Below are 20336 nucleotides of genomic sequence, written 5' to 3' on the forward strand. Positions count from 1 at the left end.
ACCCTACAATGAAGTTTAAAATGCAGAACAAACAAAATCAACTAATAGAAAGAATTTCCGTTAAACATCTTGTTGTTGGCGTGGATATTGCTCAACAATTTCACGTCGCCAGAGCCGTAAATTTCCGTGGTATTGTAGTCGGAGATCCACTTACGTTCAAAAATAACGAAGAAGGATTTACTAGTTTGCTAAAATGGATTAAAAATCTTCAAAGTTTAAACAACCTTGATGAAGTTATTATTGGGATGGAACCAACTGGACACTACTGGATCAATCTTTCAAAATGGCTTCTTAAACAAAATATTGAAGTAGTAACTGTGAACCCACATTTAGTAAAAAGGAATAAAGAAAACCGTGATAATACTCAGTCAAAAAGCGATAAAAAAGATGCCTTAGTTATAGCTGATATGGTAAAGAACGGCTACTACTCCGAGGTTAGATTCACATCAGAATCATTTGAAAAACTAAGAGTTCTTATGTCTAACCGTGATGTAGTTGTTAAACGACTTGTTAGTTCTGTTAATCAATTAAATCGCTGGGTAGATATTGTCTTTCCAGAACTCCGTCAAGTTTTCAAAAACATTACTGCTAAAGGGGCAATCGCAACCCTTCGTCTTTTTCCTACTCCGATGGAATTGGCCACCAAGCAGCCTCATGAGATTATTATGGGCTGGAAATCACTGATGAAGCGGCAACCTGGATTAAAAAAGGCTCAATTACTTCTTCAGGTAGCCAAGACCTCTATCGGTTCAAGACAAGCACTCGATGCTTATAAATTTCATTTGGAGCAATTACTTGAAGAATATGATTTAGCAGTAATTCAACTCGAAAGAGTTGAAAAGCAAGTTACCGATGTATTGAATAAAATCCCTTATGCCAAAAAGTTGCTTACCATTAAAGGAATTAGTGAAATTTCCTTAGCTGGCATTTTAGGTGAAGCTGGAGATATTAGTGGATTTTCTCACGGTAATTCGCTACTTCGACATGCAGGATTACACCTCGCTGAAGCTAGTTCTGGAAAGTGGAAAGGGCAAATTGTGTTATCAAAACGAGGAAGGTCAAGGCTACGGCGATTCCTTTACTTAGCCACAATAAGCCTTGTGGTGAATAACCCAGAATTTCAGGCAATCCACACCCAGAATGTTAAGGTTAAAAAAATGAAGAAAATGAAATCAATTATGAAATTGATTGGTAAATTTACTAGAGTTTTAGTGGGAATCGCTCGTCGAAATGAATCTTATAACCCTGATAAGGTACAAGCTTTAACACTTTTAGCAGCTTAGAACTCAAGTTTTAATTAGACATTTAAAAATAAACTTTTTCTGTATTAAATAGAGTTTACACAAGTCAATTATTGGCTTATTCGTAGGATTTCAAATATGTACGGAGTACCAGATTACTTAAACAAAAGGGCACAGACCCATCCCGATAGCAAAACTGGCCTCCACCTCTTGGATAGGCATGACGAAGGAATGAAAGGGCAATTGACCCGTTGAGACATGGGAGGGAAAGCCTCCAGGGGCGGCGTGGAGAATGTACATTATATGGTAAATCATGGAGTTTTATAAAACTCCTTTATTTCACTATGCCTTCACGTGCCTTTAACGGATCTGTCCTCCCCTTCATTTAATCATTACTGGTTATCAAGTTGTATGAAATCCTGCGAATAAGCGAGTATTCGGGAGAAAATCTTATTAAACTGATGGAGTTTAAGTACAATTTTTCACAAACACCATACTATCATTACCATAAGTATTTAATTTTTCTTGATATACTTCCTCCATTAAATGGCCCTATAAATAAAAAAGACACGTTCCTAAATAAACGCGCCCGATTGTTGAAGATCGTTATTGAACTAAAGCATTTACTTCCCTATGCTCCTTAATATTTTTTGTAGTATAATTTGAGTATAGATAAGGTTTTTCATTTTTAAAAATATCTGCTTAAAGGAGTGAGAATTATGGGAGAAACATGGGATGAATTTAAAGTTAAAATAATGAAAAAATATCCTGAAAAAGATTGGTATTATGGTCCTGACTATGACCCTAAAAAGGTAGTTTTAAGATATGGTAAAATGAAAACATTAGAACAAATAAATGCATGGGATAATCACAGGTACGGAAACCCTGATGATAAAATAGTTCGAGCAATCGTTTTGCGTAAAGGTCTTATTGGTGTAAGTGCTATTAGCGCTATTGGATATGGTGGATATAAGTTAATCTCGCACTTAAAGTCTAAACATGATGATAAGAAGAAAAAAGAAAAAGAAATGCTTTAGTCTAAAGTAAGCTAGAGCTTTCTTAATTTTTTACTATATAAAATGACATCGCTTTAACAGTGATTCTTACGTTAATTCAATAACCAACATTAAGTGATGTCAATACTCAAGAGTTTTGAATCCACCCTTCTTCAACTATCCTGCTTCTTTAGTTTAAGTACATTTCTTCACAATCCCACATAAATATCCAACTTTTGTTTAAAGTCTTATTCCATTAAATGGCCCGATTATGGAACATGAGGTGATACAGGTAAAGTATCATCTACTTAAACATTTCAAAATAATTCGCTACCCATTTTGAGTTATTCTCTGCAATGTATTGTTCTGCAAGGATTAGGCGTTGCACAAGTTCCTTTTTGGATAACTTCATGTACTTTCTTTGTGTATTCTCAACACTTCGATTTGGTTTTTTTTTTCGAAAATCTATAACTTCCATATTAGTTTTGGGGTTAGGTTTGATATTTTTGCTATTCACTTTTTGCTTATACGTTAGACTATGTTCCTTGTAATACTCATACAACTGTTCATTTGTTCGTATGGTATTTGGATGTATCCCTTTCCCTTCGGGATCAATTTCTTTGGATGCATTAGCTATATTAGTGTATGTTATAAGTTCACCTTTCTTAATCAATAAATCAATCGCTTTTTTACCTATATCAACTGAACGGTTAATACGTTTTTTATGACTTTCTTTAAGCCACGGTCTATCTTCTGTCGAATTGAATGTGCGGCTCATACTTTTGTTCCTCCCTATATTTCTCAATGAGTTCAATCTCTTTCAACTCATTTCGAGCGTATTTCCGCATTGTTTTTGCTTTCTTAACTTCTACTGGCAAGTTCATTTTTGTAAAACGCTTCTCCATATCTTTTGAAAGTTCAATGACTTCTTCTAACTCTTGCTTCTTTTCTGGTTGAGGAACTTTGGCTTGGCATCCCAAACATTGCATTTTAGTAGGACATACAAAAGCTGTAACACACGTACCGCCCAAAACATTATTAAATACTCCAACTTGTTGTTTATATTCTTCCAGTTCTTTTTCAAGTTCTTCAGGACTTCGTAAAACAGTTTCATCTAAGTCTACATAATCCGAGATAACATCATGTAAATCACTAACAGATTGAGCAACTTGACTTGGGGTAGGTTCTGCATAGTATTCTGTAACTCCTATATCACGTTGATGTAGGATCTTAGCTACAATGTCGATAGGAAGTCCTTGTCGTTGCACTGCTTCAGTAGCGAACGCATGACGGAGTAAATGTGTCTTAATTACAACTGGCTTGCCTTCCTTTGATTCAAAATTTAGCCCATGAAGTAAAAATCGAAGACATGCCCAAACAGTAAACTCAGTGAAAGAGTTGTTATGATACTGAAAGAAATATGGTTTAGGAACAGGAAATAAGTGACTTCTTGAATAACGATATTTAACACTTGGTATCTTTTCGCTACCATAATGATCCTTTAAAAGTTTTGCTACCAATTGAATTAACTTCATCGTTTGTTCGCTTATATAAAAAGGTTCTACTTCGTCCCGACCTTTTGGAATAGCATAAAAAGAATAATTTAATTTGTTCTCCACTTTAACTTTTCGGATACATTCCCTTGTATTACTAATCTGCAATAATTCATTTAGTCTTGCACCAGTTGTAGTAAAAATGTCTACAGCTAGTAAACCAAAGGTTACTGCTGCATACAGTGGTTCTACATCCAACAAAGTTCCTTCCGCTATATGTTGGTATCTAGAAATAAAGGTGCTAGTTGCAAGCACTCCTTTATGCCTACTAGAAAAAGGTTGAGGGTTTCTTCCCTTGCCTTCCTCGCCATATCCCCATGAATATAACAACGCACGTTTTTGTTTGATTTCTTCATCAGTGGCATTCGCAAACCATTGTCCAATAACCCCTTTTTCAAAGAGTTCCATAAACCAAAGACCTTCAGCTTCATCGTCTTCTTCTAGGCATTCTGCTTTTATAAATTCAACGAAATATTGATTGTTATCCTCCGAATATGCACCTATACGTTTATATGCTGACTTTAAAGATGAAGAAGGGAATTGGTCTGGATGAAGCAAAGCAAATGCAGGTTTGTCCCACAGACGAAAATAAAAGCGTTCTCCAATACGTTCAGGTTCATCATAATGAAACTCTAAGGGGAGTGGACAATTTGTTTTTTTAGCCTGTTCACACGCCTTTAAAAAAGCTTGTCGTAACCGATTTAATTGATTCCACCGGAAGTGTCCTTCTGCTCTAATTTGCGGGAGTAAAGGCACAATAACATCTGTTTCATTTTTTCGAGTGTTATGAGCCTGTTCCGTAGCTGATTTAGTAAATGGGAAATCTCTTGAATCGTAAGATGGCATAGGGAATAAGTATTGGTCAAAATAAGATTGTTTGCTACTGTTTAATTTTGTTGTTATCCATTTCTTTTTATTATAAGAAACAGCTCTATACCATTTTAATAACTCTTTTCTCTTGCTATCTGAATGTTCTTGATAATAGGAACCCTTTAAATACTGATACATATGAGTTTCAACATCAAACTCTGTCATGTTTTCCAACTGAAAAACATCAAATATATCTTTTAATCTTGAATGGATATTACCAATTACATTGTAAATTGTTCCTACATCAGCATTATTATCGGAATAAACATAAATTACGAGTAATAAATGATTGTTCCAAGGTTTGTCTACTACATTATGAATGTAGTATTTCATATTTCTTTCATGAACCTTATCTAAAAGGAATTTTCCTCTTGCATCCTGCAAATGAAGAAGTTGTTTATCAACTGCACACAATAATTGTTCATAAAAAGGTGATTGTGGATTATCTGTTAATACAGTCAGTGTAATCACTCCAATCCATCTAATAATTCTTGTATTTCGTCATCTATTTCAATACGATCAAGGCTAGTTTCTATGACTGTTAATTTAGACTTCTTCCTATACTTAGGTTTCTTTTGTTCCATGTATTCTTTTTCTTTTTGTGCCATACTCTCCAACATCCCATCGTGGGCTTTACGATGGCTTTCTTCGTCAAAGTAATGCTCATATACCTCAATGGTTTTTTCATCTTTCCATTTGATATATTTAATGAGTTCCTTTTTCTTTTGCTTGATTTCTGCTTCAGTTTTAGTGGTACGATAGATTTCACTTAACCTTGAAGTAACGAACCAATGTCTTGTTTTATGTGGATTTAACTTAATCTCACATTCTTTCATAGCCTTATCCCAATGGTAATACCAAGCTTCATAGGTTAAAGGTGTTCCAAGTTCTGTAAGAAACAATGGTGCTTCATCAGGCAAATCATTGAACTTACGATGAAGCTCATCATAATGTATTCTTTCTTTATTGATGTACCGCATTAATAGCTTAACAGTATCTTTACTAAAACGAATAAATTTTACCCTTTTCCCATGACTGCCTTTATTGAATGTTCGGGCTTCTTGAAGTGACTTTCTGGAACGGTAATCACCGATAGTCAATTCAATGATTTCAGAAGCTCTTGCACCTGTTTCAAATAGTTTCCGAGCAATCACTACTTCTCTTAATGACCAATTCACTTTTTTACCTGCTTGATAAACTTGATAGGGAAGTTGAATATCACCAATGATTTTAGGTTGCCATTCTTCATTAATTAATTTGAAATAAGAATCCGTTAATCTTCTGTGTGGTGTTGCGTCCTCTGTTCCAGCTTCTAATGGCATACGCGGCTTGTCCTTCCTAACACCTTCGGTATGCCCCTTATAATCATTTAAAATCGCATATGAATCTATTAATGGGTTTGAATGATTATATTGCTTTAATCGAATAAGAGACTTATAGAATGACTTTAATGCAGAAAGGAAGCGATTAACTGTATTAGGACTTTTATTTGTTCGATTCACAAAACGGAATGTATCATTTTCTCTAACCTTACAGGCCATTTCATTCATAAGGTAATCTTCGATGGCTATTCGTATAATGTCAGGTGAATCATCCCATTGAACCTGTCTTCCTTGATAGTTACTAAATTGATCTAACCATGTAAAAAAGGGAAGAAGGCACTGAATATACGAAAGGGCAGAACTTTTATCGATTCTCCCAATACAATCATGGTAATGCTCTGTTAACGGAAGGAATGGTTGGTTTTGACAATCAAATACTAAAAGTTCAAAACGACTTTCAATACCCTCAGGACGATAAAAATATGAATACTTAGACATGGGGTAATCCCTACTTTCCCTTCGTTATTCTTCAAGCCAATTATAAAAGGGTACCCTTGATACTTGGTTTTCCTCTGTGCCAAATCTTCCATTAAATTCTTGTGGTGTTAAATCGTAAACTCTTTTATTTCTATCTCTCCTAGCTAATTTAATTAGAGTAGAAGTTGGTGTCCAATTTTCCCGTATCGCCTTTCGAATGAACCCGTCAGGGTTTTTAGCTTTGGTAGTGGATTGCTGCATAATAAGCAGTATTTCTAATGTTCTTTTGATTCCAACAAAAGATAGAATAGATAATACTTCATCAGAAGGAGTAGTAAGCGTTACCGCTTGATATGCTAATTTAACTAACTCTGATTCATCAGCCTCCAATTTTACATCGTCATTATCTTGTCCAGGTTTGTTAACTGGAATAGCCTTGTTAAGGCTCAATAAATCAGATTCAATAATTCTCCAACCTTCTTTGTCACTGTTTCTGTAAGAGTTAGGTAACTTGCCTGAACGTATCCAACGTTTAATAGTTTCTTCGTGTTTACCTAAGAGATCAGCTACCTCTTTGACAGTGTATTCTTTCAAATACCCACACCACCTAATTAAGAATATACGTTCTAGGAATATATGTTCTTATTTTATTTTAGCATAAAATGTTGTTGTATTTCCATAATTTTCTTACACTTTGTTGTAGTAGTAACTGAGGTCATATAAATAAAAAAGTACACCACAAATATATAAGTGATGTACTAATTTTTATATTATGTGTGACATTAAGGACAAGTTATTATTATCATAATAAAAACATACATTCACTTATCTTTAATTTTACAAAGTAGGTTTAGTTTTTTTATTTTTTTAAAGTCATATTATAAAAAGATTGATGTTTTCATTGATTGGCTGACAAACACCCAATTTGGCTGATAACCAGTGGGATTTGGTTGACAAACACCCATTGGCTGAAAAATAAATGAAACTCGCTGACAAAGTGCAATTTTAAACTTTGTAAAAAGCCACACCATTTACGAAAATATCCGTTATATAAAAAGAAATCGGCAAGTTAGCCGATTTCTTCCACATGCAGATTGAAATTCCACTTTATCGCAGATTAACGGGCTGTAAGACCCCCACTTCAAGAAGTTGAGTTAAAAATAAATTTCTAAGTGGGGGATGAAGGAAAACCCCCACTGATTGAAGTTTCACTTTATATTGGTAAATCTGCTTTCGATGTAACAGGTTGATCTTCATTGGTTTTTTTGCCGTGCAGGTAGTAATAAATCATGAAAGCAAACAAAATAACGCCAACAAGAATCAAATATAGGGATGAAAAACCAGTATAGACAACGATTATTCCAAGAGTATAGGAGCCAAGTCCTATACCTAAATCTAAAAATGTGAAGAAGGTTGATGTTGCTAATCCTCTCCTTGAAGGATCAGAATTTTTTATCGCAACTGTTTGCAGACTTGGAGTAAGAGTACCATAGCCTAGCCCAATAATGGCACCTGCGAGTAAAAACAGAAACGTATTATTAGCCTGACTTAGCAACAGCATCCCGATTGCAAATAAAATAATTGTTGGGTAAATAATTTTATTTTCTCCGTATACATCAAACCATCGTCCAGTAAATGGTCGGGAAATTAATATGAACACAGCATAAACAACAAAAAAGAAGCTTGCTGCTGTCAGTAAGCCAAGCTGTTTAGCATAAACAGAAATGAATGAAAGGATCCCAGAATAACCAAAGGCTAGAATACCGGCAACGATGGAAACAGGAATAGCACTTTTTTCGAAGAAGCTAGAAAGAGAAAATTTAGCATTTGCAGTATTTTTAGGACTTGGCATGCTTTTTGGAACTTGGACTAGTAAGGATATTAGCAGAGCAAAAATGGAAAGGATTGTACATAAGCCAAATATCCAATTAAAGCTTGCATACTGAATAATGGTTAAGCCTGCAAAAGGTCCAATAACCATCGCCAAGTTCATAAACATAGCGTAATAACCAAGACCTTCGCCTTTACGTTCATTTGGAATAATATCAGCAACAATGGCCCCTGTAGCAGTCGTAGCCATTCCGAAACCGATTCCATGTAAAAATCGTAAACCGAGTAATAAAGGGAGAGAATCTGTCCAGAAATAAAGAATCGAGGATATTGAGAAAATAGCCATTGAAAAAATCAATATTTTTTTGCGTCCTAACTCATCAATCCATTTGCCTGTAAAAGGCCTACATAGCACAGCTGCAATGAGAAAAACAGAAAGGACTAACCCGACCTGTGTTTCATTGCCACTCAAATCCTCTAATACATAAATAGGTAATGTTGTAAGCAAAATATAAAATCCTATAAAAAGAAAAAAGCTTGTAATTGAAATACTTAAAAAGTCTTTTGTCCATAATGTTTGTTTCTTCATGATGTCCTCCAACTAAAAGGTTTGACTCTAATTATTTAGTTCATTATTTTCTTCAATAAAAATTATCTTTCATTCTTTTCATTAAATCCAACATCTGTACGATTTCTGTATTGGTAATTCGGTGTAGAACTTGCTCTTCTGATGAACGAACAGCTTTTAACCAATTAGGATACTCTGTAAGTGCTGCATCAGTTAGTTTAATTTTCTTTTCACGTTTATCTGTGCCAGGTATCCTTGCAATCCATCCTGACTTTTCTAACCTTCCTAATGTCCGTGTCATAGTAGGAGCCTCCACTCCAAGATAAGAAGACAGCTCTTTTTGTGTACTCGAACCTTCTGTTTTTAGCCGATAGATTATGGCCCATTGTGCGGAATATAGACCTAGCGGCACAAGATTTTCGTTTAACAGCTTCGAAAAATGGCGTGTAAATTGGTTAATCTGATGAAATAGCTCGCTTTGATTGTTTTTCATATAATCCCCTTTGAATAATAGTTACCTAGCTAACTATATAGTTTTATATGTGAAATGTCTACACATGTGATTATAAAGACACATATTCACTTCATCGATTTACCATAATATTTTCAACTTTCTTTCACAAGTATTTGCTAGATTGGTAAATATATAAGGCAGAGGGTGTGGACAATGGGGAAAGTGATAAATAATGGGCTGCTGTTGTTCTATGGGTGCATATTTTTCTTGTTCATCCCTTGGTATACGGATGCTGCAGCAGCAGAAGTGACAGTGGAATCTGATATGAATCTTCAGGAAATGATTGATCATGCAGAACCTGGTGATACATTAAATATTCAAAAGGGGTTATATCGTGGATCTATCACAATTTCTAAACCAATAACTCTCGTCGCACAAAATGGAGCAATCATTGATGGAAGAGGAAATGGAAATGTCATAACGATTGCTTCTGATGGAGTTGCCATAAAGGGATTTACGATCCAGAATAGCGGAAAGGATAAGGATAACAGCGGGATATTATTGAAGGAAGTAAAGGACGTTGTAATAGATTCTAACCATATTTCTAATGTATTGTTTGGGATTTATTCTGAAAAAAGTTCGAACAATATTATCAAAAATAATGACATCGAAAGTTTTGATACCCATTTTTCTAAGCGAGGCAATGGCATCCATCTTTATTATGGGCATGGGAATTTCATTGTGAATAATCGGATAAAAAATGTCCAAGATGGGATTTATTTTGATTCTACTACAAAAAGTAACATTCAGAATAATACCGTTCAAGATTCAAGATACGGCTTTCATTTCATGTTCAGTGAAGACATTTCAGCAGAAGATAACGTCATTCAAAAAAATGTGACCGGTTTTATGATCATGGATTCTAAAAATCTTCAGTTTAATCGAAATCAAATTACCGATCATTTTCATTTTAGAGGCTTTGGCATTCTCATTTATGATTCTTCCAATATTGTTATCGAAGAAAATGAAATAAGGCAGAATAGCTCAGGGCTTTATTTTGAAAATGCGGAGCAGACACATATTAGGCAAAATTTAATAGCTGCGAATCAAGTAGGGATAGAGTTTAAGGGAGATAACATAGATAACGTGTTGACGGAAAATAACTTTATCGGGAATGTAGTCCAGTCGAAGATTGCCGATAAGGATATGCTTCTTAATGGACAACAAAAAGGAAACTACTGGGATGATTATAGCAGCTATGATTTAACAGGTGATGGTATTGGGGAAATACCATATAAAGCAGGCTCAATTTATGATCAGATTCTAAAGAGTCATCCGTATTGGCAGTTTTATTTTGAAAGCCCTGCTATCAAAATATGGAGTAAAGCAGAATCAATGTTTCCCTCCATCGGGACAGCAAATGTATATGATGAAAAACCGCTAATCTTACCGGTGCATTTTGAAAAAGAAAAGAAAAATCAAAAAGAGAAAAGCAAGTTATCATTATTAATTTTCGGCCTAATATTAACGAGTTCGTCAGTATTTATTCTATTGAAGGGAAGACGTATGGAATGAGAAAAATACTAGTCTATTTTATCGGAATTATAATACTTTCTGGCTGTGCAGGAACACAGTCTTTTGAGCCGGTAGAGATTAATCCAGAAATTGATGTTTGCGAAATATGCAATATGAGCATTGCCCATGAAAATTATGCAACTGAAATTATTTCATCTGAAGGAGATGTATTTAAGTTTGATGATATTGGATGCATGGTTGAGTTTTTAGAAAAGGATAAGTCCCTTGCTAAGGATAAAGTAGCAAAACAATTCGTTAGAGATTCGGAAACAGGAGAATGGCTTGAGCTTAAAGACGCTTTTCATGCCTTTCACCCTGAGTTTTGGACCCCGATGGCAAATGGCATCGTCACTTTTAAAGATCAAGAAAGGGCAGAAAGTTATATGAAGGAGCAGGGAAAAGGTGAGTTATATAATTACGAACGATTTCTCAAGCACCAATGGAGTTGGAAACAATGAGTATATACAAAATTGCTAAACAGCAGCTGACTCTTATTATGAGAAGTAAGTGGCTTGGCAGTTTTGGTATGCTGTTTGCTCTCTTAGCTGTATTTGTCACATATTTTGGAAATTCAGGCCAATCAGGCTATACTGGATTCAGCCGCATGACTGCCAGCCTCCTTAATTTAAACCTATTATTAATTCCATTAATAGCACTTCTAATAGGGAGCTTATTTATTGCCGGCGAAAAAGAAGATAGGGGGTTAATACTGCTTTTAACCTATCCTGTTTCAGTCAAATCTGTTCTAGTCGGAAAATATATAGGTCTTTTCTTGTCGCTATGGTCTGTTATTACTTTTGGATATGGGGCAGCGGCCATTGTCATGTTTATTGGAAATGCAGATACCTCTATTTCTGTAATGTTTTTATTCTATTTTCTATCTTTATTATTAGCGGTATTTTATTTAGCATTGTCGATGATGATTGGTTTATGGTCGAGAACGCGTTTTCAGGCATTAGGTATGAGTTTAATTGTTTGGGCCATCTCAGTTTTATTTTATGAGTTCATTGTCATGGGACTGAGTATATTTGTTGCCAAAGAGTGGATTCTTACAATAATGTCGATTTCAATCTTCTTAAACCCGGTGGAACTAATTAGAGTATGGGCGATCCTTTCTTTAGATGGAGCGTCTGTTTTTGGACCAAATTTGTACGATTTAACAGTATGGGCAAATAACTGGATAGGGCAATGTCTATTTGTTATTGCATCACTCTTATGGGTAACGCTACCATTTTATTTTAGCCACCTGTTTGTTAAAAGGAGAATAGGAAATGAGTAAAGAATATTTAATAGAATTAGAAGGTATAACGAAACGTTATACTGAACATAAGCAAATTGGAGAAATCTCTTTTCCTATTAAAAAAGGAGAAATAACAGCTCTTTGTGGTGGAAATGGAGCTGGAAAAAGTACGCTTATTAAATTGTTGACGGGGATAATAAAGCCAACGAGCGGGACATTGAAGGCAGATGGGAAACCAGTTGATCCAATGAGTGAGCGATATAAGGCTTTTTTTTCTTATATGCCTGATGATATGATTTTTCCTAATCAGCTAACAGGATTGGAAATGGTCCATTTTTTTGCTGGATTGCAAGGGATTGCAAAGTCTAGAGTCGATGAAGTGCTAAAAAGGGTTGGTTTATTTGAAGATCGTCGGAAATTAATTAAGCATTATTCAAAAGGAATGCAGCAGCGGCTCTCGCTTGCTCAGGCTCTCCTTTCAGCATCGCCCCTCCTTATCCTTGATGAACCAACGAACGGGCTTGATCCTTTCTGGGTATTTCGTTTTAAAGAAATATTAAAAGAAGAAAAAGAGGCAGGGAAAACGATTCTTTTTTCCACTCATATTCTGTCAATCGTAGAGGAGATTGCTGATACAGCCGTCTTCCTTGAAGAAGGTAAGCTAATATATCATGAGAATATAGATGTTTTAACTAATACTGCTGGAAAGTATAATTCTCTAGAAAAAGTATTTTTTGAAAAACAAATAGTCGGTGTAAAATAGTAAAACCGCTGCAAAGTTTGCAGCGGTTTTTATCGCAGATTAATGGGCAGTAGACCCCCACTTCAAGGTTACGAGAGAATCAAAGAAACCTAACTAGGGGATCAACTGCCCGTAAAGGCCCGATTGGTTCAACTAACCATCAGTGGGGGATGAAGCCGACTAAGAACGCCACGTCCTGTGGCAACGTCGGCACTAGCACGTCCTGTGCGTCGAAAAACCCCCACTGATGGAAGTTTCACTTTATTCGAATATTAATGTTTAATGACTATTTTCAGATTCATCGTCATGCTCATTATGATCGCCTGCTTCTTTATTTTTCATCTTTTCCATCTTTTTTATATATCTTTCATTTGAAACCTTATCTATTTCTTCCCAACTTGAAAGAGTAGCTTTCGTATTTGTATTCTCACTTGTGAATTTATCTGCGCTATCTTGTGTTCCAAAAAAAGCATATCCATATTTCATCGGTGTTTGTATGTCAGAGTGGACTGGAATTGCTTTCTCTGCGTCAATCCAATCGGTTGATAGATAGTCCCGAACCCACTTTTCATTTAGTTTTTCACCAGTTTTTCTTTCATAGTTTAACAGGCAGCCAGAATCATCAAAAAAAAGATTCTCCCCTTTAGAGTTAAGCGCTTGGGCAGTAAAGACACCCATTGTTTCGTCCTTTAAATAAATTTTCATATCACAAAAAGCACATTTATGTTCTTCTGTCGGTTCAATTGAACTAGCTGTTTGAGCCGTCGTCCCCTCTTTCATATTTTCAGTTTCTACTTTTGGCTTGTCTTTGGCTGTCCCACTTTCAGACGATTTGTCTCCACAGGCAGCTAAAGCGATTACTGTCAATCCACTTAGCAATAATAAACCTAGTTTCCTCATTTGTTTTACCCCCAGTAATTATTCTCAAGAACAGTTTAATGAATAATTGTGATAAAAAAATGAGAAGATTAAGGAATAAAAGTGAGGTTATAAAGGAAATTATTACAAATTTAAAAACAACTATTGCTTTATTACGAACATAAGTTTATTATATAAACATAAGTTTACTACTGAGGACTGAAGGATGATGAATGAAAAAGAACTGTTAATATTAAAGCTTATTAAAGATGACCCATTTATTTCGCAAATTGAACTAGCGGAAAAGACAGGGCTGTCCAGATCAGCTGTTGCAGGTTATATTTCTTCGCTAACAAAAGAAGGGAAGCTGCTTGGAAGAGCCTATGTTCTTCCGGAAAAAAAGGATATTGTCTGTATTGGCGGGTCCAATGTAGACAGAAAAATTCAAGCTTTAAGTAATCTTCAATTTGGAACGTCTAATCCTGCCGAAAGCTCTCAATCATGCGGAGGGGTCGCACGAAATATTGCAGAAAATCTAGGAAGACTTGGCTGTGATGTCGCTCTTGTGACGATTGTTGGGGACGATCATGAAGGGAAATGGCTTCTAGAAGATACAAAATCCTATGTTGATATTAGCCCATCTCTCGTAACTTCCCATTCGACTACAGGAACCTATACAGCGATTCTTGATAATGAAGGGGAAATGGCTGTCGCTCTTGCAGATATGTCTATTTATGACTCTGTTGATATTGATTTTATTGAAAAAAGGTGGGGCTATCTAGCATCATCGGAAATGGTCGTCATCGATACGAATTTTCCAGACATAGTGTTAAAACAAATCATTGTTCGTTGTAAAGAGGAAAAAATTCCCCTTTGCATTACACCTGTTTCTTCGCCAAAAGCAAAAAAGCTACCTGAAGATCTACAAGGGGTCACATGGTTGATTGCAAATAAAGATGAAGCTGAGGCATTGTCAGGAATGAAGATCAATGATGAGGGGGATTTTTTCAAATCGGCACAGAAACTCCTGGAAAAAGGGGTAGAAAAAGTCGTTATCACTCGAGGAGATAAGGGGTTAATCTTTTTTACAAAAATGGGCGAAGCAGGCGTACTTCTTCCTCCAAAGGTCAATGTTGAGGATGTGACAGGTGCAGGTGATTCCCTTGTCGCAGGAATTATGTATGCTCATTTGAAAGGCTTAGAGACTGAAAATGCTTGTAAAATTGGAATTGCCTGCTCCATATTGACTCTTCAATCACATGAAACAGTTAATCCAAATTTAAATCATCTTCGATTACAAGAAACGTTTAAACAATACTTTTAATAAGGAGTTATGACATCATGTTAGAAAACTGGATAGAATATTCAACTGAGGTACTAGAAGCTAAGAAAGCAAATAAAGCAATTGTAGCATTGGAGTCAACGATTATTTCACATGGGATGCCATACCCGCAAAATGTAGAAACAGCAAAAGAAGTTGAAGAAATTATTCGTAAAAATGGTGCTATCCCAGCAACAATTGCTATTATAAATGGAAAAATAAAAATTGGTCTTTCAGATGATGAGCTTGAATTTTTAGCTCAAAGCAAGGATGTTGAAAAAGCTAGCCGACGTGACCTTCCATTTTTATTAGCACAAAAGAAAAATGGTGCAACAACGGTTGCTGCTACAATGATTTGTGCTCAGCTAGCAGGCATTGAAGTGTTTGTGACAGGGGGAATCGGCGGGGTTCACCGTGAAGCGGAAACAACGATGGATATCTCAGCGGATCTTCAAGAATTGGCACAAACAAATGTTGCAGTTGTATGTGCAGGTGCCAAGTCAATTCTTGATATTGGACTTACATTGGAATACCTAGAAACACATGGAGTACCAGTTGTCGGTTTTGAAACTGATCTTTTACCAGCATTCTACACACGTACAAGCCCATTCAGTGTTAACTATCGTGTTGATACTGCAAAAGAAGTAGCGGATATGATTCGTACGAAATGGGAGATTGGACTAAATGGCGGTGTGGTTATCGCAAATCCAATCCCAGAAGCAGATGCACTAGAAGAGGCTTTTATTACAAATGTAATTGCTACAGCATTGGAAGAAGCAAAAGAAAATAATATTTCAGGTAAAAAAGTTACGCCGTTCCTTTTAGGAAAAGTGAAGGAATTAACCGAGGGTAAAAGCTTAATAGCAAATATTGCACTTGTTAAGCATAATGCTGAAGTTGGTTCAAAAATTGCTGTGAATCTACAGAAATAAGAATGGGGCCATGTCCCGTCAGATGCGATGCATTGGACGGACTGGCCTTTTTTAATTTGTAACCGGATTATCTATTCGATCAGCAGTTAATACATATCGATATGGTGCATCACCGATGTATGAAAAGGGGTAGCAGGTTGAGACGGTCAGTGTTTCGGTTGGTGCAGTGGACTTAATAACAGTTGAGTCATCAGCCTCAACAATTTGTGCGTGTGTGATCTCATAGCTAAATGTTCCATATGGCATGATGACTTGAAAAATATCACCCATTTCTAATTCTCCAAGCTGGCGAAAGACAGTTTCACGATGACCAGAAAGCAATATTTGGTCTGGCTGGCCAGGAAGAACAGTGCCTGAATAATGACCGACTCCTTTTTCTAGTTCGTATTCACCTGTTCCCTCAATAATGGGAAGCTCAGCATTAAGGCGTGGGATTTCTAATATTCCAATTGCTTCCCCTTTTTTAAATGAATAATCACCCAGTTGTTCATTATTTAGCATAGGCTGAGTTGGATCTTTTTTAATTATTTGGATTTTCTCCTTTGCTGCAATTAATGAAATATCTTTATTTTTCTCTAGCTTATAAATATCATAAATGGATATATAAACAAGACTAGAGCCAGATATTAATAAGAGAAAGGCAGCTATTAAGAAAATACCTTTTCCAATTCTCAATGATTATTGCCCCCATTCAGTTTCTTAAATTTAATAAAGTCTAAATAATAGGCAAAATCCTCCTTTGTAATTCCATTTTGAATGGCCTCATGGACTAGCTGAATCCAGGCATCGTCAATATTTTGTAGCTCAATAGTATCCTCTTTTTTCTTATTATCTAGTAAATCCTCCACATTTGTTTCAAGAGTATTCGCTAATCTTGATAAGACTTGCAAGGAAGGATTCTGTTGAATTCCCCTTTCAATGTAGCTTAAATAAGACTTAGATATTCCTGATTTTTCAGAAAGCTCATTAATAGAATATCCTTTTTCTATTCGTAATCGTTTTATACGCATCCCCACCATAATGAATTCCCCTTTTATCCTAAAATTACAGGCAATATATTTTCCACTATGAATATGAAGTTATATTTTAATTCATTATAACGAACAATTTGTTCAATAAAAAATACAAAATATTGAGAAAAATGAAGAAAAATTGAGCAAATGATTGAAAATTGTTCTTTAAAACGAAAAAACGGCTGAATTTGGAATTTTAAAAAATAATCCGATTGAACTATACTCAATTTGTGAGTTCGATAAAGAGAACGATAGGGTCTTAGTTAAAGAACAAAAATATTTATATGTAATAGAGAATACTTAAACGCTAAATCAGAAAGGTGGAAAAGCTGTGAAATCTTTTTGGAAAAAAACAAGAAAGTTTATTAGTAATCTAGTGACAACAATATTGTTTATTAATCTCATAGTAATGGCTGTTTTAGTCGTATCCTCAAAAGCATCAGGAGGAGAACCTGAAATTATGGGCTACCAGCTTAAAACCGTTTTATCTGGATCAATGGAGCCGACCTTTTTAACAGGGTCTGTAATAGCAGTAAAGCCACTGGAAAAGGATGAAAAAAGAAATCTCCAAAAGGGAGATGTCATTACCTTTGTAGCTAGTGATGAAAAATTAATAACTCACCGTGTAATTGGAATAAAGACTAGTGGGGAACATGTCATGTACGAAACAAAAGGGGATAACAATAATGCTGCTGACTTGGATCCAGTCCTGTCTGATAATGTTACTGCCGTTTACACTGGTTTTACAATTCCTTATATTGGATATTTTATAGATTTTGCCCAATCCAAAGAGGGAAGCACTATTCTACTAATTGGACCAGGAGTATTACTACTTGGATATGCAGCAATTAGTATTATGCAAGGATTGAGAGAGCTTGATCCGAAATCCAAAAAGAAAGATACCGAAGAAAAGACTGCTTAGCTTGATTGAACACCTTGTTAATACAAGGGTCAATATAAAAAATATTATACATACCCAAAGGGTAAGAGGAGGAAAAAAGAAAATGAGTATTAAGAAAAAATTAGGAATGGGAATTGCATCAGCAGCACTAGGTCTTTCATTAATTGGAGGAGGAACATTTGCATACTTTAGCGACACAGAAGTAACAAACAATACATTTGCAGCTGGTACATTGGATCTAGCAGTAAATCCAACAACTGTCATTAATGTTGAAAACATTAAACCAGGGGATGTCATGGTTAGAGCATTTAAATTAGAAAACAACGGTTCATTAGATATCTCCTCTGTTGATATAAAAACTTTATATGATGTTGTCGATGCTAAAGGTAACAACAAGGATGATTTTGGTAAACATATTAAGGTGCTTTTCCTTGAAAATGCAGATAAAACAGGTGATGGTTGGGTTATTGGCGATTATAATGATGTCATTTCTGAAACAACATTATATGACCTGAAAAATATGACTCCTGATGCGGTTGAGAACGTCCAGCATTGGATTACATGGTTCTTTGGATTAAATGGTGAAGATAGCGGCATGGAAGCTGGCACTAGCGATCAAATGTATGTAGCCTTTGAATTCGTTGACAATGATAAAGATCAAAACGAATTCCAAGGTGATAAATTGAACCTTGAATGGACATTTACAGCACACCAAACTGAAGGTGAGCTAAGATAATCAAGGCCGATATTTATTCAAAAAGGTGGGAACTCGTTCCCACCTTTTGTTAAATCAAATTCTGTGAGGTAAAGCATGAGTAACCTAGATATTCTGGCAAAATCGATAAGAATCTATATTGTAGCTGGTCTTGTCTTTTTTATGTTTTTTCAAGAAATCAACGTCAATGCAGCAAAAAGAGAGATTGATATTAATACAATTCCGCACGGCTACCTTTTTAAAGTAGGAAATTTAAAACCAGGTGACTGGATGCCAAGGGATATCACCATATTAAACGAAGGTATCCAGGATTTTAAATATATGGCTGTCTTGGGTAAGAAAAAATCTGTTAAAAACTTACTAGAAGAGCTGGATCTAGTTGTGAAAAAAGGTGAGGATGTTTTATACGAAGGAAAAATGAATGAATTTGAGGGCTTTACACCAAGAAAATTAGCAAAGGGAAGTACTGAAACTCTCTTTTTTCAAGTTACAGTGCCATATGACCTAGGGAATAGCTTTCAAAGCTCTGAGGCAGAAGTAGAGATTTTATTCGTAGCTGAAGCAATTGGTGAACCGGGTGGCGGCGAACCGCCAGGACCTCCTGGAGAAGAGAATCCGCCTGGAGATGAAAATCCATCAGGTGAAGAAAACACACCAAAAGAAGAGAATCCTTCAGAAAATACCACTCCTCCAAGTGACGAAGATCCACAGAAAGGGAATGAGGCTGAAGAGGTTAGTGGTGAAGAAACGAATCCAGTGGATTCAAAGAACCAAATTATTGTTTCCCCTGAAATGAAAGAAAAACTTCTTCCAAATACAGCAACAAATAATTATAACATTCTTCTTATCGGTGGAGTTCTTCTTGGTTCTGGAGGTATTCTATTACTTTTATACTTCAGAAAATTTCGTCAAGAGCATTAAAAATAGGGGCTGACGAAAAACTATTAATCATTAAGGCTTTAGTTTTACTAATAAGGAGGTGTCATATGTATCAAAAGAATTGTGATCGTTGCTTTCGGCCATCATTTAGCAGCAGTGAAATCGGTATTTGGTTATGTCCAATTTGTAAAAATGATTTAACAGAGTATCCATTCTTCGACGCGATGACATTGGAAAGAATAAATGTTAAGGTCCTACCGTTTCAAAAGAAAATTGATTGTTACCAAAATAAATTAAGCTAGTATTTATATTAATAAAGCTAGCATACAAATTCATACTCTGATAGCACTTATCGTAATAAGAGGTGATGAAAATGAAGAAGGTTTTCTCCTATCTAGCTTTATTGAATTTATTTGATGGGGCATTCACCTTTTTCGGGCTTCATTTCTCCTTAATCGAGGAAAGTAATCCTTTTATGGATGCCCTGTATAAATATAATCCCCTTTGCTTTCTTGCATATAAAATAATTCTTTCATGTATATTATTTGCATTTATCATTTTGAAAAAGATGCCTTTGAGCAATTCAATTAAATATTTGGCAGTTGGAGCATCATTATTATACACATTTGTTTGCCTCTATCATGGGGTATGGATCCTACAAATATTTCAATTCTAAATATTCGCTTCTAATTACCTATCAAAAGATATAGGTATTTTTAATTAGTCAGTGACTTAAGTTACATATTTTTCTTTTTGTTCAAAAAATCACTCGACTAGTTCTTGCAAATTCTTCTATTTATCCGCAATTAAATTAAAGCTTTTCTTAGTTAAAATCCAATCTAAAATCCTT

At 35.4% G+C, this 20336-nt stretch carries 22 protein-coding genes; 13 read left to right on the forward strand and 9 right to left on the reverse strand.

The window, feature by feature from the left end; all coding sequences use genetic code 11:
- Positions 1–8: 8 nt before the first annotated feature.
- Positions 9–1283, forward strand: coding sequence for an IS110 family RNA-guided transposase (locus FSZ17_RS05485; protein WP_057776989.1), 1275 nt, complete (start codon positions 9–11; stop codon positions 1281–1283).
- Positions 1284–1960: 677 nt separating this feature from the next.
- A complete protein-coding gene (locus tag FSZ17_RS05490) occupies positions 1961–2278 on the forward strand; it encodes a hypothetical protein (RefSeq protein ID WP_035443795.1) in 318 nt (105 codons plus the stop codon).
- A gap of 262 nt (positions 2279–2540) precedes the next feature.
- Here FSZ17_RS05490 and FSZ17_RS05495 read toward each other — a convergent pair whose 3' ends face one another.
- From FSZ17_RS05495 to FSZ17_RS05520, 6 genes are all read right to left on the reverse strand, one after another.
- The gene (locus tag FSZ17_RS05495) at positions 2541–3014 is read right to left on the reverse strand and encodes a hypothetical protein (RefSeq protein ID WP_057775408.1); all 474 of its coding nucleotides are present in this window, start codon (positions 3012–3014) and stop codon (positions 2541–2543) included.
- Positions 2983–5121: a site-specific integrase gene (locus FSZ17_RS05500; protein WP_057775439.1), complete on the reverse strand. Its 2139-nt coding sequence runs from the start codon at positions 5119–5121 to the stop codon at positions 2983–2985. The genes FSZ17_RS05495 and FSZ17_RS05500 overlap by 32 nt, the downstream gene beginning before the upstream one ends.
- 5 nt (positions 5122–5126) lie before the next feature.
- Positions 5127–6479 (reverse strand): tyrosine-type recombinase/integrase, encoded by a 1353-nt coding sequence (locus tag FSZ17_RS05505; protein ID WP_057775406.1) that lies wholly within the window; start codon positions 6477–6479, stop codon positions 5127–5129.
- A gap of 24 nt (positions 6480–6503) precedes the next feature.
- Positions 6504–7052: a helix-turn-helix domain-containing protein gene (locus FSZ17_RS05510; RefSeq protein WP_057775404.1), complete on the reverse strand. Its 549-nt coding sequence runs from the start codon at positions 7050–7052 to the stop codon at positions 6504–6506.
- 619 nt (positions 7053–7671) lie between these two features.
- Complete coding sequence (locus tag FSZ17_RS05515) at positions 7672–8877, reverse strand: MFS transporter (protein WP_057775402.1); 1206 nt, start codon at positions 8875–8877, stop codon at positions 7672–7674.
- A 52-nt stretch (positions 8878–8929) separates the two neighbouring features.
- Positions 8930–9349: a MarR family winged helix-turn-helix transcriptional regulator gene (locus tag FSZ17_RS05520; protein ID WP_057775400.1), complete on the reverse strand. Its 420-nt coding sequence runs from the start codon at positions 9347–9349 to the stop codon at positions 8930–8932.
- A 174-nt stretch (positions 9350–9523) separates the two neighbouring features.
- Here FSZ17_RS05520 and nosD point away from each other — a divergent pair, with 174 nt between their 5' ends.
- Genes nosD through FSZ17_RS05540 form a run of 4 tightly spaced genes read left to right on the forward strand, consistent with a single transcriptional unit; the run spans position 9524 to position 12888 of the window.
- On the forward strand, positions 9524–10885 hold the full coding sequence (nosD, locus tag FSZ17_RS05525; protein WP_057775398.1) for a nitrous oxide reductase family maturation protein NosD: 1362 nt from the start codon (positions 9524–9526) through the stop codon (positions 10883–10885).
- Positions 10882–11343: a nitrous oxide reductase accessory protein NosL gene (locus FSZ17_RS05530; RefSeq protein ID WP_057775397.1), complete on the forward strand. Its 462-nt coding sequence runs from the start codon at positions 10882–10884 to the stop codon at positions 11341–11343. The genes nosD and FSZ17_RS05530 overlap by 4 nt, the downstream gene beginning before the upstream one ends.
- The gene (locus FSZ17_RS05535; protein WP_057775394.1) at positions 11340–12164 is read left to right on the forward strand and encodes an ABC transporter permease; all 825 of its coding nucleotides are present in this window, start codon (positions 11340–11342) and stop codon (positions 12162–12164) included. The genes FSZ17_RS05530 and FSZ17_RS05535 overlap by 4 nt, the downstream gene beginning before the upstream one ends.
- Positions 12157–12888 carry an ABC transporter ATP-binding protein gene (locus FSZ17_RS05540; RefSeq protein ID WP_057775392.1) on the forward strand — a complete coding sequence of 244 codons (732 nt, stop codon included), beginning with the start codon at positions 12157–12159 and terminating at the stop codon, positions 12886–12888. The genes FSZ17_RS05535 and FSZ17_RS05540 overlap by 8 nt, the downstream gene beginning before the upstream one ends.
- 258 nt (positions 12889–13146) lie before the next feature.
- Here the strand turns inward: FSZ17_RS05540 and FSZ17_RS05545 are convergent, their stop codons facing one another.
- Positions 13147–13767, reverse strand: coding sequence for a nitrous oxide reductase accessory protein NosL (locus FSZ17_RS05545; protein WP_057775390.1), 621 nt, complete (start codon positions 13765–13767; stop codon positions 13147–13149).
- A gap of 187 nt (positions 13768–13954) precedes the next feature.
- Here FSZ17_RS05545 and FSZ17_RS05550 point away from each other — a divergent pair, with 187 nt between their 5' ends.
- Entirely contained in the window at positions 13955–15049 is a 1095-nt protein-coding gene (locus tag FSZ17_RS05550) for a carbohydrate kinase (protein WP_057775437.1), read from the forward strand.
- 17 nt (positions 15050–15066) lie between these two features.
- On the forward strand, positions 15067–15978 hold the full coding sequence (locus tag FSZ17_RS05555; RefSeq protein ID WP_057775388.1) for a pseudouridine-5'-phosphate glycosidase: 912 nt from the start codon (positions 15067–15069) through the stop codon (positions 15976–15978).
- Positions 15979–16029: 51 nt separating this feature from the next.
- Here the strand turns inward: FSZ17_RS05555 and FSZ17_RS05560 are convergent, their stop codons facing one another.
- Together FSZ17_RS05560 and FSZ17_RS05565 are read right to left on the reverse strand one after the other, a co-directional pair.
- Complete coding sequence (locus FSZ17_RS05560) at positions 16030–16653, reverse strand: class D sortase (protein WP_057775386.1); 624 nt, start codon at positions 16651–16653, stop codon at positions 16030–16032.
- Entirely contained in the window at positions 16650–16997 is a 348-nt protein-coding gene (locus FSZ17_RS05565; protein ID WP_057775384.1) for a helix-turn-helix domain-containing protein, read from the reverse strand. Before FSZ17_RS05565 ends, FSZ17_RS05560 begins: the two co-directional genes overlap by 4 nt.
- 325 nt (positions 16998–17322) lie before the next feature.
- On the opposite strand from FSZ17_RS05565, the gene sipW reads away from it, so the two are divergent.
- The 5 genes from sipW to FSZ17_RS05590 all read left to right on the forward strand — a co-directional run bounded on the left by sipW (position 17323) and on the right by FSZ17_RS05590 (position 20162).
- Entirely contained in the window at positions 17323–17913 is a 591-nt protein-coding gene (sipW, locus tag FSZ17_RS05570; protein ID WP_057775382.1) for a signal peptidase I SipW, read from the forward strand.
- 82 nt (positions 17914–17995) lie between these two features.
- The gene (locus FSZ17_RS05575; protein WP_057775380.1) at positions 17996–18628 is read left to right on the forward strand and encodes a CalY family protein; all 633 of its coding nucleotides are present in this window, start codon (positions 17996–17998) and stop codon (positions 18626–18628) included.
- A gap of 75 nt (positions 18629–18703) precedes the next feature.
- Positions 18704–19528, forward strand: a complete 825-nt coding sequence (locus FSZ17_RS05580; protein ID WP_057775378.1) for a TasA family protein — start codon at positions 18704–18706, stop codon at positions 19526–19528.
- 65 nt (positions 19529–19593) lie between these two features.
- Entirely contained in the window at positions 19594–19788 is a 195-nt protein-coding gene (locus FSZ17_RS05585; RefSeq protein WP_057775376.1) for a hypothetical protein, read from the forward strand.
- A gap of 71 nt (positions 19789–19859) precedes the next feature.
- A complete protein-coding gene (locus FSZ17_RS05590) occupies positions 19860–20162 on the forward strand; it encodes a DUF5658 family protein (RefSeq protein WP_057775374.1) in 303 nt (100 codons plus the stop codon).
- Positions 20163–20336: the final 174 nt, after the last annotated feature.

It is taken from the genome of Cytobacillus dafuensis (assembly GCF_007995155.1).
Classification (GTDB): domain Bacteria; phylum Bacillota; class Bacilli; order Bacillales; family Cytobacillaceae; genus Cytobacillus; species Cytobacillus dafuensis.

Bases quoted from the DNA above. Each gene is read 5' to 3' on its own strand.
- FSZ17_RS05485 (WP_057776989.1), top strand. From the start codon at position 9: ATGAAGTTTAAAATGCAGAACAAACAAAATCAACTAATAGAAAGAATT.
- FSZ17_RS05490 (WP_035443795.1), top strand. From the start codon at position 1,961: ATGGGAGAAACATGGGATGAATTTAAAGTTAAAATAATGAAAAAATAT.
- FSZ17_RS05495 (WP_057775408.1), bottom strand. From the start codon at position 3,014: ATGAGCCGCACATTCAATTCGACAGAAGATAGACCGTGGCTTAAAGAA.
- FSZ17_RS05505 (WP_057775406.1), bottom strand. From the start codon at position 6,479: ATGTCTAAGTATTCATATTTTTATCGTCCTGAGGGTATTGAAAGTCGT.
- FSZ17_RS05515 (WP_057775402.1), bottom strand. From the start codon at position 8,877: ATGAAGAAACAAACATTATGGACAAAAGACTTTTTAAGTATTTCAATT.
- FSZ17_RS05520 (WP_057775400.1), bottom strand. From the start codon at position 9,349: ATGAAAAACAATCAAAGCGAGCTATTTCATCAGATTAACCAATTTACA.
- nosD (WP_057775398.1), top strand. From the start codon at position 9,524: ATGGGGAAAGTGATAAATAATGGGCTGCTGTTGTTCTATGGGTGCATA.
- FSZ17_RS05530 (WP_057775397.1), top strand. From the start codon at position 10,882: ATGAGAAAAATACTAGTCTATTTTATCGGAATTATAATACTTTCTGGC.
- FSZ17_RS05535 (WP_057775394.1), top strand. From the start codon at position 11,340: ATGAGTATATACAAAATTGCTAAACAGCAGCTGACTCTTATTATGAGA.
- FSZ17_RS05540 (WP_057775392.1), top strand. From the start codon at position 12,157: ATGAGTAAAGAATATTTAATAGAATTAGAAGGTATAACGAAACGTTAT.
- FSZ17_RS05545 (WP_057775390.1), bottom strand. From the start codon at position 13,767: ATGAGGAAACTAGGTTTATTATTGCTAAGTGGATTGACAGTAATCGCT.
- FSZ17_RS05550 (WP_057775437.1), top strand. From the start codon at position 13,955: ATGAATGAAAAAGAACTGTTAATATTAAAGCTTATTAAAGATGACCCA.
- FSZ17_RS05555 (WP_057775388.1), top strand. From the start codon at position 15,067: ATGTTAGAAAACTGGATAGAATATTCAACTGAGGTACTAGAAGCTAAG.
- FSZ17_RS05565 (WP_057775384.1), bottom strand. From the start codon at position 16,997: ATGGTGGGGATGCGTATAAAACGATTACGAATAGAAAAAGGATATTCT.
- FSZ17_RS05575 (WP_057775380.1), top strand. From the start codon at position 17,996: ATGAGTATTAAGAAAAAATTAGGAATGGGAATTGCATCAGCAGCACTA.
- FSZ17_RS05580 (WP_057775378.1), top strand. From the start codon at position 18,704: ATGAGTAACCTAGATATTCTGGCAAAATCGATAAGAATCTATATTGTA.
- FSZ17_RS05585 (WP_057775376.1), top strand. From the start codon at position 19,594: ATGTATCAAAAGAATTGTGATCGTTGCTTTCGGCCATCATTTAGCAGC.
- FSZ17_RS05590 (WP_057775374.1), top strand. From the start codon at position 19,860: ATGAAGAAGGTTTTCTCCTATCTAGCTTTATTGAATTTATTTGATGGG.